This is a genomic window from Deltaproteobacteria bacterium, assembly GCA_040223695.1.
Classification (GTDB): domain Bacteria; phylum Desulfobacterota_D; class UBA1144; order Nemesobacterales; family UBA2774; genus JAVKFU01.
Genome location: JAVKFU010000013.1, coordinates 1 through 14,856, shown reverse-complemented (window position 1 = coordinate 14,856; position 14,856 = coordinate 1). Strand labels below are relative to the sequence as shown.

Annotated in this window: 13 protein-coding genes; 4 read left to right on the top strand and 9 right to left on the bottom strand. The window is 49.1% G+C overall.

Translation table 11 applies throughout. The features are described 5' to 3' along the window. Positions 1-21: 21 nt before the first annotated feature. Complete coding sequence (locus RIG61_03055; protein MEQ9618135.1) at positions 22-1,308, bottom strand: MFS transporter; 1,287 nt, start codon at positions 1,306-1,308, stop codon at positions 22-24. Between the two features lie 183 nt (positions 1,309-1,491). Between RIG61_03055 and RIG61_03050 the strand changes: the two genes are divergently transcribed. Next, positions 1,492-2,091 carry a hypothetical protein gene (locus tag RIG61_03050; protein ID MEQ9618134.1) on the top strand — a complete coding sequence of 200 codons (600 nt, stop codon included), beginning with the start codon at positions 1,492-1,494 and terminating at the stop codon, positions 2,089-2,091. A 4-nt stretch (positions 2,092-2,095) separates the two neighbouring features. Here the strand turns inward: RIG61_03050 and RIG61_03045 are convergent, their stop codons facing one another. Next, the gene (locus RIG61_03045) at positions 2,096-2,878 is read right to left on the bottom strand and encodes a glucose 1-dehydrogenase (protein MEQ9618133.1); all 783 of its coding nucleotides are present in this window, start codon (positions 2,876-2,878) and stop codon (positions 2,096-2,098) included. 360 nt (positions 2,879-3,238) lie between these two features. On the opposite strand from RIG61_03045, the gene ispH reads away from it, so the two are divergent. Further along, positions 3,239-4,189, top strand: coding sequence for a 4-hydroxy-3-methylbut-2-enyl diphosphate reductase (ispH, locus tag RIG61_03040; GenBank protein MEQ9618132.1), 951 nt, complete (start codon positions 3,239-3,241; stop codon positions 4,187-4,189). 142 nt (positions 4,190-4,331) lie between these two features. Here ispH and RIG61_03035 read toward each other — a convergent pair whose 3' ends face one another. The 6 genes from RIG61_03035 to RIG61_03010 all read right to left on the bottom strand — a co-directional run bounded on the left by RIG61_03035 (position 4,332) and on the right by RIG61_03010 (position 10,908). Continuing rightward, the gene (locus RIG61_03035; protein MEQ9618131.1) at positions 4,332-4,841 is read right to left on the bottom strand and encodes a carbonic anhydrase; all 510 of its coding nucleotides are present in this window, start codon (positions 4,839-4,841) and stop codon (positions 4,332-4,334) included. 86 nt (positions 4,842-4,927) lie between these two features. Beyond that, on the bottom strand, positions 4,928-6,052 hold the full coding sequence (locus RIG61_03030; protein ID MEQ9618130.1) for a sigma-70 family RNA polymerase sigma factor: 1,125 nt from the start codon (positions 6,050-6,052) through the stop codon (positions 4,928-4,930). A gap of 90 nt (positions 6,053-6,142) precedes the next feature. After that, entirely contained in the window at positions 6,143-6,754 is a 612-nt protein-coding gene (locus tag RIG61_03025; protein ID MEQ9618129.1) for a MarR family transcriptional regulator, read from the bottom strand. A 98-nt stretch (positions 6,755-6,852) separates the two neighbouring features. Beyond that, entirely contained in the window at positions 6,853-7,626 is a 774-nt protein-coding gene (locus RIG61_03020; protein ID MEQ9618128.1) for a nucleotidyltransferase family protein, read from the bottom strand. Beyond that, complete coding sequence (locus RIG61_03015; protein ID MEQ9618127.1) at positions 7,623-8,822, bottom strand: galactokinase family protein; 1,200 nt, start codon at positions 8,820-8,822, stop codon at positions 7,623-7,625. The genes RIG61_03020 and RIG61_03015 overlap by 4 nt, the downstream gene beginning before the upstream one ends. Before the next feature lie 28 nt (positions 8,823-8,850). Further along, positions 8,851-10,908, bottom strand: coding sequence for an ABC transporter ATP-binding protein (locus RIG61_03010; protein ID MEQ9618126.1), 2,058 nt, complete (start codon positions 10,906-10,908; stop codon positions 8,851-8,853). 236 nt (positions 10,909-11,144) lie between these two features. Between RIG61_03010 and RIG61_03005 the strand changes: the two genes are divergently transcribed. Further along, positions 11,145-11,447, top strand: coding sequence for a Dabb family protein (locus RIG61_03005; protein ID MEQ9618125.1), 303 nt, complete (start codon positions 11,145-11,147; stop codon positions 11,445-11,447). Here RIG61_03005 and tsaD read toward each other — a convergent pair whose 3' ends face one another. Then, a complete protein-coding gene (gene tsaD, locus RIG61_03000) occupies positions 11,448-12,497 on the bottom strand; it encodes a tRNA (adenosine(37)-N6)-threonylcarbamoyltransferase complex transferase subunit TsaD (protein ID MEQ9618124.1) in 1,050 nt (349 codons plus the stop codon). 135 nt (positions 12,498-12,632) lie between these two features. Between tsaD and thiC the strand changes: the two genes are divergently transcribed. Next, positions 12,633-14,531: a phosphomethylpyrimidine synthase ThiC gene (gene thiC / locus RIG61_02995; protein MEQ9618123.1), complete on the top strand. Its 1,899-nt coding sequence runs from the start codon at positions 12,633-12,635 to the stop codon at positions 14,529-14,531. The last annotated feature ends 325 nt before the right edge of the window (positions 14,532-14,856 follow it).

Genomic DNA, 14,856 nt, shown 5'->3' with positions numbered 1-14,856 from the left:
CTCGAATACGTACTTTCTATCTTAAACCTCTTCGTCACGGAAAGATTCGCGTATTCTTATGAATACGAATATGGAAATAAGCGCCGCGGCAACCAGATAATAGCTCGGGGAAATTTTGCTCCCGGTCGCTTCTATAAGATATGTAGCAACAAAAGGAGCCGTCCCTCCGAACACCGCAAAACCTACGTTGTATCCTATGGAGACCGCGCTCATGCGAACTTTCGTGGGAAAAAGCTCGACCATCATAGCCCCGAAAGGCCCGAACACCATTGAAAGTCCGAGGGCGAAAACAAGCTGTGAGAGCATGTCGTATATTATGTGGCCTTTGGTTAGCACTATGAAAAGGGGGATTGCAAATATTGCGATTATTAAACACCCGCCGATTAAAAGCGGCTTTCTCCCGATCTTGTCCGATAAAAGCCCCATAAAAGGGGTGAGTACCATCAAGGCAACCATGCTTATCGTGTTAATATCGAGAGCGGAAGATAGAAGCACGTGGGTCTCTGTAGAAAGGAACGTAGTCATGTAAACAAAAATCAGATAAAAATTGATCGACCCAACACAAGTCGCTCCGACTACAGTCAGTATCTCCTTCCAGTGATTATGTACCGCGTCCCTTATCGGCCTCTCCGAAAGCTGTCCGGATTCTTTGAGACGCTTGAATGTGGGTGATTCGTCGAGTCCGCTTCTCAAATAAAGCCCTATTAAACCTATTACGATTCCGAGGAAAAATGGAAGCCGCCAACCGAAGCTGTGAACCTCCTCCTGCGTGAGTATATTCGTGACCAGGGAAGCTATGGCTGAGCCGAGGAGAATTCCGCCCAAGAGACTGAACACGGTCCAGCTGCTGTAAAAGCCTCTCCGTCCGGGCGGGTAAGGAGCATGTTCGACAACAAAGGATATAGAGCCCGTGAATTCACCGCCCACTGATACGCCCTGTATCAGCCTTATAAGCGTCATAAGAATCGGTGCCAGTATACCTACTTCCGCATGGGTCGGAAGGACCCCGATTAGGGTTGTGGGTACCGCCATCATGATGACCGAGATTTCAAGCGCCCTTTTTCTCCCCAGCCTGTCCCCCAATATGCCGAAAATAACCGAGCCTACAGGGCGCATGAAGAATCCGACGGCAAATACTCCGAATGTAGCTAAAAGAGAGCTTATCTGGTCATCCGAAGGGAAGAACAGCTTGGCGATGATCGGCGCAAAAAAGCCGTAGAGGGCAAAATCGTACCATTCAAGCACATTGCCCACACAACCAGCAATAACATTCCTCATCCCGCTTTCGGAAGCGCCGTTTTTACCCACGGTGTCCTCCTTTAATAGAAGCCGGCTAGTTAATTATGTTGTATATACATTCGTACCCTATCATTTATTGTTAAATTTTTGTAGATATATTTGTTCAATTTAATTTTTGCCGAATATTGAGTTATCTTCATAAACTGTATTTATAATTACAACAAATGAAATTTGATGAATCCGGAGCCGGCAATGAGATTTCCCGAGATAGTCGAAGCCATACGTAATACCGAAACGGAGTCCCCCCTCGTGATCGCGTTAGACGGCACAATAGGTAGCGGCAAGAGCTACGAAGCCGAGAAACTGCATGAAGCCCTTGGCCGTGATTCGATGTTGATGACTATGGATTTATTCGTTTGCGTGAAAAGAGCCGAGTGGGACGAACGGATCGAGCATGGGAAAATAGATTTGCGTGCATGGTATGATCTTGAAAAGGTCAACGAAACCCTTAGGTCGGTAAAAGAGGGGAGGCAATTTAGACTTTCCGGCCTATATAATCTTTCCACCGGCGGCATCGACTCAGAGATCGAAATTGATGCCCGCAATTGCAAATATTTTATCCTCGAAGGGTTATTTTCCTGCGATGACGAATTAGCCGGATTTGTCGACTTAATAGTGTTCATTAATGTCCCGTGGGAGGTTGCGCTCAAGAGGGCCGAAGCGAGGGACCATGCGGCTAGACACTTAAACCACAGGGGATGGCTCGAGAAAAAGAAGATATATTTTGACGGCTATTTACCCTATCTCGAACAACACAAAAAAAGAGCAGACCTGATTCTCGACCCCGATTGAAACCCTAGGCCTTAAAATCCGGCTCTTCCTTCCCCAGATAAACGGACATCGCACCGCCTTCGACGAAAATGGTCTGTCCCGTTATGTATTCCGCCTCATCGGTGGCGAACATGACGGCGGGCGGTACAATATCCTCCGGTTTCCCCCTTCTTCCTTCGGGGATTCCCGTCGTCATGTATTCGTCGTACTCTGGATTTGCTGATGCGGACAGCGGAGTTATAGTCGAGCCCGGACCGATACAGTTTACGGTAATTCCGTAATGGGCCAGATCTACAGCCATTACTCTTGTCACGTTGATTAGCGCTCCCTTGGCGGCGTGGTAAGCGATTGAAACCGGGTGCATATCCATTGCCCCCGCCACGGAGCCGATATTTATTATCCTTCCGGGAGACCCCTGCTTGATGAGCTGATTGGCGAAGCTCTGAGACAGAAAAAAAGCGCTTTTCAGGTTAATATCCATCATTTTGTCCCAGTTCTCGGGTGTTACGTCGAAGACAGTCTCGCGTCTCGCGTACCCGGCGTCGTTTACAAGAATGTCCACCCTGCCGAACGCTTCCAAAGTTTTGTCAATGAGTTCCCCATGCTTTTCCAGGTCCGAGACGTCGAGCGTATAATATATGCCCTCGCCGCCCATGTCCTCTATTTCCTTAACGACCTCCCTGCACGGTTCCTCGTGTAGTGCGGCTATGGCTACCTTGGCTCCCTCCTTTACGTATCCGAGGGTTATCGCGCGCCCTATTCCCGAAGACCCCCCTGTAATAATAGCCACTTTGTCTTTCAGTCTCATAGATAACCTCCGCTTGTGAAATGTAGAATCGGTCTCTTCGCGGGTTTATGATAATTAATCCGACTCTACGCGCTTCACTCATTTTAAACCAAGATTGATTAATATTAAATAAGCGCTGGGGATGTGAATCAGAACCATTTTTGAAACAAGCTTTAGGGCAATCACTTTATGTTCGTGGGAATAAAAGGGGCGAATAAGGTGTCGGAATTACTTGAAAAATTCGATAAGGAAATTGAAAGGCCTTCATATTTAATTGGTCTTAAATATCGCCGCTCGTGCTTCCAGCATTGATGCTCTGTAGTCTTCCGCCCATATTATGAAGATGCTGAGGAAACAGTTATTATTTAAAAAGGTATTTATATGCGAGTAATTGTAGCCAAGCCGAGGGGATTTTGTGCCGGTGTTGACCGCGCAATCGATATTGTGGAGCGCGCCCTTGAGATGTACGGTCCCCCGATCTATGTGCGTCACGCCATTGTTCACAACAAGCGTGTTGTCGAGTCGCTCAAGGCGAAGGGAGTTAAGTTCGTCGAGGAGCTGAGCGAGATAAAGGACAAAGGGGCAAAGGTTATATTCAGCGCCCACGGCGTGAGTCCGGCGGTCTGGAGTGAAGCACAGAGGGACGGTCTGGAGGTAGTCGACGCAGTGTGCCCGCTCGTTACAAAGGTGCATAACGAGGTCAAGCATTACGCCGATATTGGGTACACGATTATTTTAATCGGTCACAGAAACCATGTCGAAGTCATAGGCACGAGCGGCGAGGCTCCCGAAAAAGTAGTTGTCGTCGAATCGGTTGAAGAAGCCGAACGTATCACGCTTGCAGACCCGGACAAAGTGGCGTACGTCACGCAGACGACTTTGAGTGTGAATGATACAAGAGATATTCTTCAAGTACTCAAGCGGAGGTTCCCGAATATAGTAAGTCCGTCCAAGCTCGACATTTGCTATGCTACTCAGAACAGGCAGGACGCCGTCAAGGCGCTTGCCAGGCTTGCGGATATAATATTTATAATGGGCTCGCCCGAAAGCTCGAATTCCAATCGATTGGTCGAGGTAGCGAAGGCGAGCGGTGTGAAAAAAGCTTACTTGATCGAAGGTGCCCGGGATCTGGACAGGGATATGTTCTCTGAAAACATGGTCGTCGGTCTCAGCTCAGGCGCCTCCACTCCCGAAACAGTAGTGCTTGAGGTAATTTCGCGCCTCAGGGACTTCGGGGCCGAAGACGTTCAGGAGCTCGACGGCAAGGAAGAGAATACAAGGTTCCCGTTTCCCGATTCCATACAATTTAAAAGCGCTTCGATCGAGCAGTGACATCTTTTTTCGGTAATCCTGTCGAATCAATGCCGTCAATACTCATGCAGACCCCGGTCGGTAAAAGACGGTCTGTAATAACTCTGATTTCTGTATTGTGTTTTCCTGGTCCAATCTTTTAGGCAAGATGTTCGGCAAAAATTTATTCGCTTATGATTTCTTTGAGCCTCCCTGTTTCGACCTCAAAAAGAAATCCGTAAATCGTTACATCCCCTGGAACCAGAGGGTGATTTCTGATACGCCGCACGTCGTCTTTAACGCTTTGGGTTCTATCAGAGATTGTAAGCCAGTTTATAAAATCTCCCTCCCCGCTGTCGGAAGTGTCCCTCATGAGTTTGCACACTTCTTCATTGCTGAAGTTCTCCTGGCCGCAATCGGTGTGATGTACGACAAGCCACTCATTTGTCCCAAGCAACCTGCTGGAGAGAACGAGAGAGCGTATGGCGTCATCGCTTGCCCTCCCTCCGGCGTTTCTGATTATATGGGCGTCGCCCTTTTTTAAGCCTGCGAATCTCAAGGGGTCGATACGTGTGTCCATACAAGTAAGTATTGCCAGTCTCCTCGCGGGCTTGATACCGGGTATAGCTTTCTTATTGTACTCTTTGGAGTACTCCTCGTTAGCGTCTAAAATCCGTTTGATATTTTCGCTCACTTGCACCTTCTCCCTGTCGTGGATTAGAGTACGTTTATTTTAAACAGAAATATTTGAAAGTCAGGAGTAGTGCCCTTGGAATGATATTAATTCAAAAACTCTCTTAAAACCCTGCCCTTATCCGAATCCGCCAGTTTATTCAGGGCTTCTTTTTCAATCTGCCTTATCCGTTCCCTGCTCAGACCGTATTTGTTCGCGATCTGCTCCAGCTTGTGGTCATCGTCGTAGTCGATGCCGAATCTCATTTTCACAATATCCCTCTCCCTCTCTGATAAAACGTCGAGAGAGTCTCTGACCCCTTCCGTAATAGATTTCATTGCCAGATAGTATTCGGCGCGTTTGGCATTCGGGTCCGAGGTAATATCGAGGTACGTCTTGGAGTCTTCCCCTCCCGATGAGAGTTCAAGCGGTACGGTCATGTCCCCTCCCTTCAGTATGGTGGTTACGGCGTCCAAGGGAAGATCCGCTTCTTCCGCTATTTCCCGGGGATAAACCGGTTTGTCGCTGTTAAGCTCGAGTTTAGCCTTGGCTCTATATATCTTTGCCGACAGCTCCTGCAGATATACCGGTATGTGTATAACCTGCGTTTGCTCCATTACCGCTCTTGACAGCGACTGGTGGATCCACCATGAAGCGTAGGTGGAGAATTTAAAGCCCTTTGTATGATCGAATTTCATAACCGCTTTCATCAGTCCGATATTCCCCTCCTGAATCAGATCGCCCAGGGGTAAACCCCTTCCGGTGTATCTATTCGCCAGTTCGATAACAAGTCTCAGATTGGATTTAATAAACTTGTCCTGATATTTTTGCGATTTCGCGTTAAACGAGCGTAAAAGCGCGTCCAGCATGTCCCTGTCTCTTCCGGAAAGTGGCTCTCTTTTCCGGGACTTTGAATTCGTTATTCGGGCTATGCTCTCCGCCTTATGCTCACAGAGCTTAATTTTTGCAGCGAGCACAACTTCGTCACGTCTTGTGAGAAGCTTCTCCTCATTCAGGTCTTTAAAGTATGCAAATAATAATCTGTAATGAGGATCGGGATTCTCTTTATTTTTCCTGCCGTTTTTCTTGCCTGACTTAGCGGTGGGTTCATCAGCGGCGAACTCGTCTCTGTCCGGCCCGGAATCAAATTCCTCCTCCGGTTCATTAAATGAATTTAAACCCGGGCTTAAATGATCACTTTCTTCTCTATAGATTAATTGTTTAAGCTTCATTTATAAATACCCTCAAGCAGCTACTAATATTTAGCGCCCCTAATATTTAGGACTCCTAAGTAATTATAACAAAAAATTTTAACTTTTCAATTAGTGTTTTTTATAATGCGGACATTCCTTGCAAATATCCTCTTCGCCGAGCACTATATGAAGATTTTCGCAATAATGAGGTTTCATTTCTCCGACGTTCCTGTCTCTTTGGAAGAAACAGCAGTCAGTGCAGATATCCCCTGTGAATATGAGCCCTCTTTCGACAAGCTTTTCCGAGATTCTGAGCAGCAGTTCTTCCAGAACCTTTTGCTCTTTGGGTTTGAATTCACTTATTATCTCCTCAATTTCGTTACCTATATCTTCGACCATGCCAACCACTCTCGTGCCATCCGGAGTCAAAGATATATGAACCTTCCTTCTATCTTCGGGGTCCCTGGTTCTCAATATCAGATTTTTCTTCTCGAGTGAATCTATTACGCCGCTTGTGGTTGCGGGTGTGCAGGTCAGATACTTTGCGATGTTGCCGATAGTGATAGCATCGCTTCTCGTATAATTTATGAATAATAGAGACTTAACCTGGGCGGGAGTGAGGTGTTCGAGCCTGCTTTTATCCCAGAAAATATTCCTTACGGCCTGACCGATATGGAACAATGTCCTTGTTATCTGCCCGCCGATATTGTTTTGTCTGTACACAGGATCAAAAATTGACATCTATTTACCCTGTATTTAGGTTACCTAAATATTTGTAAATTTCACACTCGCGGGGGACGAATCGGGCTGGTCACGACTTTCGGGGTACAAATATTCTGTTACTCGGATCTTTTATCGGCGGTCTCTTTGCCGAATATTTCCTTAGCATGTTGATAGGATTCAATCGTCCCTATATCGACTGCTTCTCCGGGGTTGTAAAATGCGTACACCTTTTCCCTCTGCACCAGATACGAGATGAAGAGACCGATTTCATCCCCGGCGTCAGGCCGGATGAGGTACCCGGCTGTAAGCTCAAGCGCTTCGGGCGCGAGAAAATAAATCGCCGGACAGGCCAGGTTCGAGGGAGGCTTTGCCGGCTTTTCATGAAATGCCGAAACTCGTTTATCTGGGCCCATTTCAAGAACGCCGGTTCTTTTAATCCTCTCCCTGTCATCCGTCGGTACGGCGAATACGTAGCTTCTGCGGTCGTCGAGAAATTTCTCCCAGTAGGGCTCAAGAGAGAAGCGGAAAATGTTATCGCCCGCCGCAACAAGGGCCCCCGTCTTGTCACGAATTCTGTCTAATAAGAAGCCCAGGTCGCCCACAGCCCCCAGGCGGTCCTCCGGGTTCTCGACCCCGTCATTATATACGTGGAGGCTTATTCCCCGCTCCGTTATCTCGGCGTCCTTTTTTTCTCCCCAGGATAAAAAGTCATGGAAGAAACGTTTATTGGTAACAACGTATATTGAATCGAGATCTCTCAGACCCGCAATCCGGTCTATTAGATAATCCAGGGCCGGCCGGCCTCCTACGTCGAGCAGGGGCTTGGGAAAATTCTTCGTAAGCGGATACATCCTTGTGGCAAAACCCGCGCAGAGCAATATTGCGATCATAACAGCCTTAGCCCGTCGTCAGTTTCCGCAAAATATACGGCGGCGCTTTCCCCGCTTTCGGGATATTTGCTTTTGTATCGTTCAAGAATGCTCTCGGCGGAAGCTTCCGAAAAATCCCTCCTTACAAAAGCCGTGAGCGAGCCTCCATAGCCCCCGCCGTTCAGCCTGCTTCCGTAAACGCCCCCCGCCGAATTTAATATCTCCTGAAGAGTTTCAAGCTCGGGACTCCCGGTTTCGTAGTTTATAAACGAGCTTTCGCATGATTCGTCCATCAATTTTCCGAATGCCTCTATATCCCCGCCGTCCCACGCCTCAATCCCCTTTTTCACGCGCCCGGCTTCGGTAAAATAGTGCGCTGCCCTTTTTCTCAAATCCTCGGGAAGTTTGCCGGATTTTTCAACGAATACTCTCTCGGGCACATCGGATAGAATCCCGGCTGCCCTCAATCCGGCCATAATACCCAGAAACCCGGCTGCTTTTCTGCATTCCTCGACGCGCGTGTTAAAGCCGGAGGACGTAAGCTCTCGGGGCACACCTGAATAAACGATGAGTATCTTAAAGTCCCCGCAATCCTCCGGCTTCGGATGCGCCGTCGTTTCTCCTGTACGCGTGTCTATATGAAGAAGATTGTCCTTTTTGCCGTAAACGATCGAGGCTTGATCGAGTATTCCGTTTTCAAGTCTCAGGTAGTCGTTCTCTATTCTCCGGTCAAGCTCAACGTATTCTTCACGGGAGAGTGACAGGCCGTTAACCTCTGCGAGCGCTCTCAGGTACGCGAGTCCGACCGACGCCGAAGAGCTGAGCCCGCACGCGGGCAGTGCGCCGCTCAAAGCCCCTGTAAATCCACGTTCGATATCCATAGATTCGCCCGGAACCTTCGCCGCGCCCATGGCGTACCTTCCCCAATCGTCTTTCCGCGGAGTCTTTATATTTTCTATGCCAAATTCGACTACTCCCGGATAGTTCATGCTGTAGAGTCGTATCTTTTTCTCTCTATTCGGAATAAACGCCAGAATGGTGCGCGCGTTTATAGTCATGCCCAGCACAGGGCCTCCCTGATGATCCACGTGCGCGCCGAGAGGAGAGATCCTGTAGGGAGAGACCGCGATTTTGAGGTCGGACTTGCTAAAAGTTTCCCGTCTTTTTAAATAGGCGGTTATTCGATCTACATGTTCGGGTAAGGAGATGAAATCCATTATGAATTTTTCTCCGGGCCTGTGCGAGCTAATCCGCCAATAGAGAAAAGCGGTGTATCTCGTTTTGCAGCTGGTAGAGATTATAGTAAATGCCTTTTTTCTTAAGCAGGCCCGCGTGTGTGCCGATTTCCGAAATCCCCCCTTTATGTATAACCATTATCCTGTCGGCGTGTCTTACGTTCGAAAGCCTGTGAGCGATTATTAACGTAGTCCTCTCGTGTGTTTCGTTTCTGAGCGCGTTTTGAACCTCCCTCTCGATCCTCGCGTCTATGTTGGAGGTCGCCTCGTCCAGTATAAGGAAATTCGCGTCTTTGGAAAACGCCTGCCCGAGAGATACAAGCTGCTTTTCCCCCGATGATTTGTTACTGCCGTTACCGGTGAGCTCATCTATATTTACACCGCGTGAGGGCCCGCCGGAATCGGAGTCCGATACATTCTTTGCGAACAAGAAGAGGTCCTGGAATACCGCCGATATATTCCTCCTTAAAAATTCGGGGCTTAAGTCCTTAATGTCCACCCCGTCGAAAAGTATTCGCCCCCTCTGAGCGTCATAGAACCTCAGAATCAGATTGACTATTGTCGTTTTACCGGATCCCGTAAGTCCCACGAGCGCAACGGTCTCTCCCGGCTCGATCTTAAACGACACGTCCTTCAATACCCATTCCTTGTCGTTGTATGAAAACCATACGTTTTTAAATTCGAGTCTTCCCCGCACATCAGACTCTTTTATACCCTCCCGCTGCTCCGGCACAACGGTCACAAGGTCGTAAAGGTTTTCCGATGCCACTGAGGCGGACTGAAATATGTTATATCTCTCAGCGAGCTCCATAATGGGCCTGAACAGCATCCTCACATAGTATAGGTACGCGATGAGGGCTCCGAGCGTAAGATCAAGCCTCATGACTTTAAGCCCGCCGTACCAGAGAATAAAAGCTACGGTAAATACGCTCGTGAATTCTATAAACGGTCTGAATGTAGCGTATACCCATAGCTGGTCCATATTGGCCCTGAAGTTCTCGCTGTTCGTTTCCTTGAACTTCTCGAAGTTCTCCATCTCTCTGTTGTAGAGTTTTATGAGCACAATCCCTCTTACGCTTTCCTGAACGAAAGCGTTCAGCTTGGCGATGGAACGCCTAACGTCCCTGTAAACCGTCTTGAGCTTCATTCTGAACATGACGGCAAAGAGAAACATGAGCACCGTGAAGAGAGCGACGAATAACGTGAGACTTTTATTCATATAAAACATGACTATAAAAACGCCTAAAACCACGAGCACATCCTTGAAGAACTGTACCGTTACAGATGTGTACATTTCGTTTATGGCGTTTACGTCGTTCGTAACTCTTGTTGTCAGTCGTCCCACGGGGTTCTTATCGAAAAAGCTCTGGGGAAGGCTGAGTATGTGCGAAAATACGTCTGTCCTCATCCTATGCATAATCTTGTGGCCGGAATAGTTAAGAAGGTAGGTGAAAAGGGAGCTGAAGATAAATATTCCGACGAGACACAGGAATAAAACCGCCGCAAGTTTAATTACTTCGCTTATCTCGTCTCCCCTGATTAACAGGAGGTCTTTCCGGCTCAACTGATCGAGGGAATCGTAGCTTGCGTAATAGACGCTGCCGGTCTTTTTAAATACGTCCGGGCTTGCGTTAATTATTCCCGTCACCCTGCCGGACTTCGCCCCTTCGAATTCGTCCGGATCGATGACCAGATATCTCTCCTCGGTCACCATGCCGAGCTTCTCTAGATTATGTCTGTCCGTCGAGTCCAGTTCGGACATATCGACAAGGTATGAATCTTCGCCGAGAGGTACGATCAGGGACGCATAGTTCTCTTTGAGGTTTTGTTCGAACTTTATATCCGTATCGTTGTCTTCGAAGCGGGCTATTCTCCAGGAGGGATATATGTATTTATCGACAGCGATTTTAGCGATATAGGGCACCGAAAGCTCGAGCAGGGCCGTGAGCACCATAAACAACAGCGCGAGGGCCATAAAAAAGCGGTAGGGGCCGGTAAAGCTGTAAAGCCATTTTATGATCTTGAGATCATAAGTTTTCTTTCCCTTTCTGGATTCCTCGCTGTCCATTAAAGCCACTGTAAATTCTCCCTGAATACAGTTGATGTTGCTCTGCTTACGGCCGGAAACTGTTGAACGGTTATTCTATTTTGATAACTAATAAAATCTACCCCGGAATTCACGTTGTAATGAAATTTATGTCCAGTAGTATAATTCTATTGACTCGTTGTAGAAAATCAAAGTTTTGCTGAGGCTGCAACGTATTACAGGGTTGTCATGACTCAATCGATCAAAGGGAGAACGCGATGATTAAGCATATAGTGATGTGGAAGCTCAAGGATTTTGCCCGAGGAGCCGACAGGGAGGAGAACACGAAGAAACTGAAGGAGTCGCTTGAAGCGCTCGAAGGTGTTATCGAAGAGGTAAAGGCAATTGAGGTGGGACTCAATCTAAACCCGTCTCCGGCGGCTTTCGATGTCGTCCTTTATTCCGAGTTCGAGAGCAGGGAAGGCCTCGAAGCATATCAAAAACATCCCGAGCATATGAAGATAGTCGATTTTGTCGGCGAGATACGTTCCGAAAGGGCCGTCGTGGATTACGAGATTTAATTAACCCGACTTTTGAGAATCCTGAACCATTCCCTTGCCCCTTATATATTTCGGGCGGCTTGTGGAGAAGGGGTTCAAATCCAGTGTGGATGTTTCCCCCTCCCTCAGCATAAAGCCGCCGAGCGACCCTATCATTGCCGCGTTATCCGTACAGTACACGGGCGACGGTATAAATAGTGAAATGCCCTCCTCCTGAAACCTTTCCTTTGCCAATGTCCTCAGCCTCGAATTGCAGGCGACGCCCCCTGAGAGGACCGCGGCTTTCACGCCGTACTCCATAGCGGCTAAGAGAGTCTTGTCAACTAGCGTTTCCACTATGGCTTCCTGATAACCGGCGCATATGTCTTTCATCTGCCGCTCATCCGGCTCGGGATGCTTTTTCAGGTAATAGACGAGAGAGGTTTTTACTCCGCTGAAGCTGAAGTCAGACGAGGAGGAGTTTTTAAACGGCCTCGGGAATGATACCGCCTCCCTGTCCCCGTCCTTCGCGAGTCTGTCGATAGCCACCCCTCCGGGGTACTCAAGCCCCAGGAGCTTCGCCGCCTTATCGAAAGCCTCCCCCGCGGCGTCGTCCCTCGTCTTTCCGAGGAGCTTGAAATCCGTATAGCCCTCTACGAGGTAAAGGCTGGTATGCCCTCCCGAAACAACGAGCCCGACATAGGGGAACTCAACTTCATTCTCCAGGTGCACGGCCGAAAGGTGAGCCTCCAGGTGGTTCACTCCGATGAGCGGCTTTCCCGTCCCGTACGCCATTGCCTTGGCCGTTGATAATCCGACCATCAGGGAGCCGATTAGCCCGGGGCCGTTCGTAACGGCGATGCCGTCAAGCTCCCCGGCGTCTATACCCGCCTCGGTAATGGCTTTTTTTATTACGGGCAGAATCAGCTCCACATGTTTTCTCGAGGCGATTTCCGGTACGACTCCCCCGTATTCTTTGTGAATGTCGATCTGGGAAGCAACCACGTTGGATAGGGCTTTTTTCCCTCCCTCTATAACCGCCGCCGCCGTTTCGTCGCAAGATGTCTCTATTCCCAGCACTAAATCCCGCATGCACAGTATTTTACAGCACCAGAGGGCGTTCACAAATCAGGACTTTCATTGCGCTTTCCGTCCGTTACTTTTATAATATCTGTTAGGGTCGAATTAAAGACGCCGGATTAATCTTTAAAAGGGAGTTTCTATTCTATGGGAATAACCACCAAGCGGGAAAGAATTCCCGGCACGGCAGTCATTACGCGCGAGCCTTTTCCCAATTCCAGAAAAATTTACCTTAAGGGGAAGATTCACGATATAGAAGTCGCGATGAGGGAGATAGAGGTCGAGGATTCGGCACCCATGTTCGGCGGTGCGGGAGAGTCGGTGAAAAACCTGTCCGTAACAGTTTACGATACCAGCGGTCCCTATACCGATCCGGATACCGAAATAGATGTTTTGAAAGGTTTGCGTCCGCTTAGAGATGAATGGATTCAGGCCCGCGGCGATGTCGAGCAGCTTGGGGATTTCACCTCCCGGTTCGCGAGGGGCGAGGAAAGTAATTCCAGAATCAGGAGCATCAAATTCACCAACACGAGAAAACCGCTCAGGGCAAAGCCGGGCTCAAACGTATCGCAGATGCACTACGCAAGGAAAGGCGTCATAACGCCGGAGATGGAATACATAGCCATAAGGGAGAATCAGCGCATAGATGAGCTCAGGGAAAGCCTTGGCGACCTGGCCGTATATCACAGGGGGGAGAGCTTCGGAGCGAACATCCCCGGGTCCCATATCACGCCCGAGTTCGTAAGAAAAGAGGTCGCCGAAGGAAGGGCGATTATACCGTGCAATATTAACCATCCGGAAACGGAGCCTATGGCGATAGGCAGAAATTTTCTTGTCAAGATAAACGCCAATATAGGGAATTCAGCCGTGACCTCCAGTATAGAGGAGGAGGTCGAAAAGGCCGTGTGGGCCTGCAGGTGGGGGGCCGACACGATTATGGACCTCTCGACGGGAAAGAATATACACGAGACGAGGGAATGGGTAATAAGGAATTCCCCCGTGCCCGTTGGAACCGTGCCTATCTATCAGGCCCTGGAAAAGGTCGAGGGGAAGGCTGAAGAGCTTACGTGGGATATATTCAGGGATACGCTCGTCGAGCAGGCCGAGCAGGGCGTGGATTATTTCACCATACACGCGGGGGTGCTTCTCGGATATATACCCCTTACGGCAAGAAGGCTTACCGGCATAGTATCCAGGGGAGGCTCCATCATGGCCAAATGGTGTCTGGCGCACCACAGGGAGAGCTTCCTATATACGAATTTCGAAGAGATCTGCGAGATAATGAAGGCATACGACGTCGCGTTCTCTCTCGGTGACGGTCTCAGGCCCGGATCGATTGCGGATGCCAATGACGAGCCCCAGTTCGCGGAGTTAAAAACTATAGGCGAGCTTACGGACGTGGCGTGGAAGCATGACGTACAGGTAATGATAGAAGGGCCGGGACACGTGCCCATGCATATGATAAAGGAAAACATGGACAAGCAGCTCGAGTACTGCAGAGAGGCCCCCTTCTATACCCTCGGACCCCTCACCACCGACATAGCTCCCGGCTACGACCATATAACCTCCGCTATAGGAGCCGCGATGATCGGATGGTACGGCACCGCCATGCTTTGTTACGTGACGCCCAAGGAGCATCTTGGGCTACCCAACAAAACGGACGTCAAGGAGGGTGTTATCTCATATAAGATCGCGGCCCACGCGGCGGATCTTGCCAAGGGACACCCTGCCGCTCAGATAAGGGACAACGCCCTTAGCAAGGCGAGGTTCGAGTTCAGGTGGAACGACCAGTTCAACCTCTCGCTCGACCCCGATACGGCTAAGGAATTCCACGATGAGACTCTGCCCGCGGAAGGGGCTAAGGTTGCCCATTTCTGCTCGATGTGCGGCCCCAAGTTCTGCTCTATGAAAATCACTCAGGAAGTAAGGGATTACGCCCGGGAGCACGGCCTTTCCGATACCGAGGCCGTAAAAAAGGGCATGGAGCAAAAGTCAAAGGAGTTCAGCGACTCCGGAGGCAAGATTTACGTCTCTCTGGACAAATAGCGGATTCCGGGTTTAGATATATTTTCCTCAATGCATATTGGAATAATTAGTCGGGACAGATCTGCCGGACTCTGTTTTATTCGTCGTAGGTTTCTTTGTAATACCGGCGGGCTTTAATTCAGACCCTCGCAATATTACAGCTCCCTTTTCTAAATGATATTATGAAAATTTGAAAGCATATGATTATCTCCCCCGGCGCGGTCTTTTCCGTGAGCGTCTGGGGTCGTCGTCAGGGTCGTCCCCGTCTCCCCCCGAGCTTCCGATTATCTGTCTGACCCTGTTGGTTAGGGTACACGAAGAGCCTGTCTCAACAGAGGCCTGGAGA

What these genes read in the sequence shown, in the direction of transcription:
- RIG61_03050 (MEQ9618134.1), top strand. Translation starts at nt 1,492, where the DNA reads ATGAGATTTCCCGAGATAGTCGAAGCCATACGTAATACCGAAACGGAG.
- RIG61_03045 (MEQ9618133.1), bottom strand. Translation starts at nt 2,878, where the DNA reads ATGAGACTGAAAGACAAAGTGGCTATTATTACAGGGGGGTCTTCGGGA.
- ispH (MEQ9618132.1), top strand. Translation starts at nt 3,239, where the DNA reads ATGCGAGTAATTGTAGCCAAGCCGAGGGGATTTTGTGCCGGTGTTGAC.
- RIG61_03030 (MEQ9618130.1), bottom strand. Translation starts at nt 6,052, where the DNA reads ATGAAGCTTAAACAATTAATCTATAGAGAAGAAAGTGATCATTTAAGC.
- RIG61_03025 (MEQ9618129.1), bottom strand. Translation starts at nt 6,754, where the DNA reads ATGTCAATTTTTGATCCTGTGTACAGACAAAACAATATCGGCGGGCAG.
- RIG61_03020 (MEQ9618128.1), bottom strand. Translation starts at nt 7,626, where the DNA reads ATGATCGCAATATTGCTCTGCGCGGGTTTTGCCACAAGGATGTATCCG.
- RIG61_03015 (MEQ9618127.1), bottom strand. Translation starts at nt 8,822, where the DNA reads ATGGATTTCATCTCCTTACCCGAACATGTAGATCGAATAACCGCCTAT.
- RIG61_03010 (MEQ9618126.1), bottom strand. Translation starts at nt 10,908, where the DNA reads ATGGACAGCGAGGAATCCAGAAAGGGAAAGAAAACTTATGATCTCAAG.
- RIG61_03005 (MEQ9618125.1), top strand. Translation starts at nt 11,145, where the DNA reads ATGATTAAGCATATAGTGATGTGGAAGCTCAAGGATTTTGCCCGAGGA.
- tsaD (MEQ9618124.1), bottom strand. Translation starts at nt 12,497, where the DNA reads ATGCGGGATTTAGTGCTGGGAATAGAGACATCTTGCGACGAAACGGCG.
- thiC (MEQ9618123.1), top strand. Translation starts at nt 12,633, where the DNA reads ATGGGAATAACCACCAAGCGGGAAAGAATTCCCGGCACGGCAGTCATT.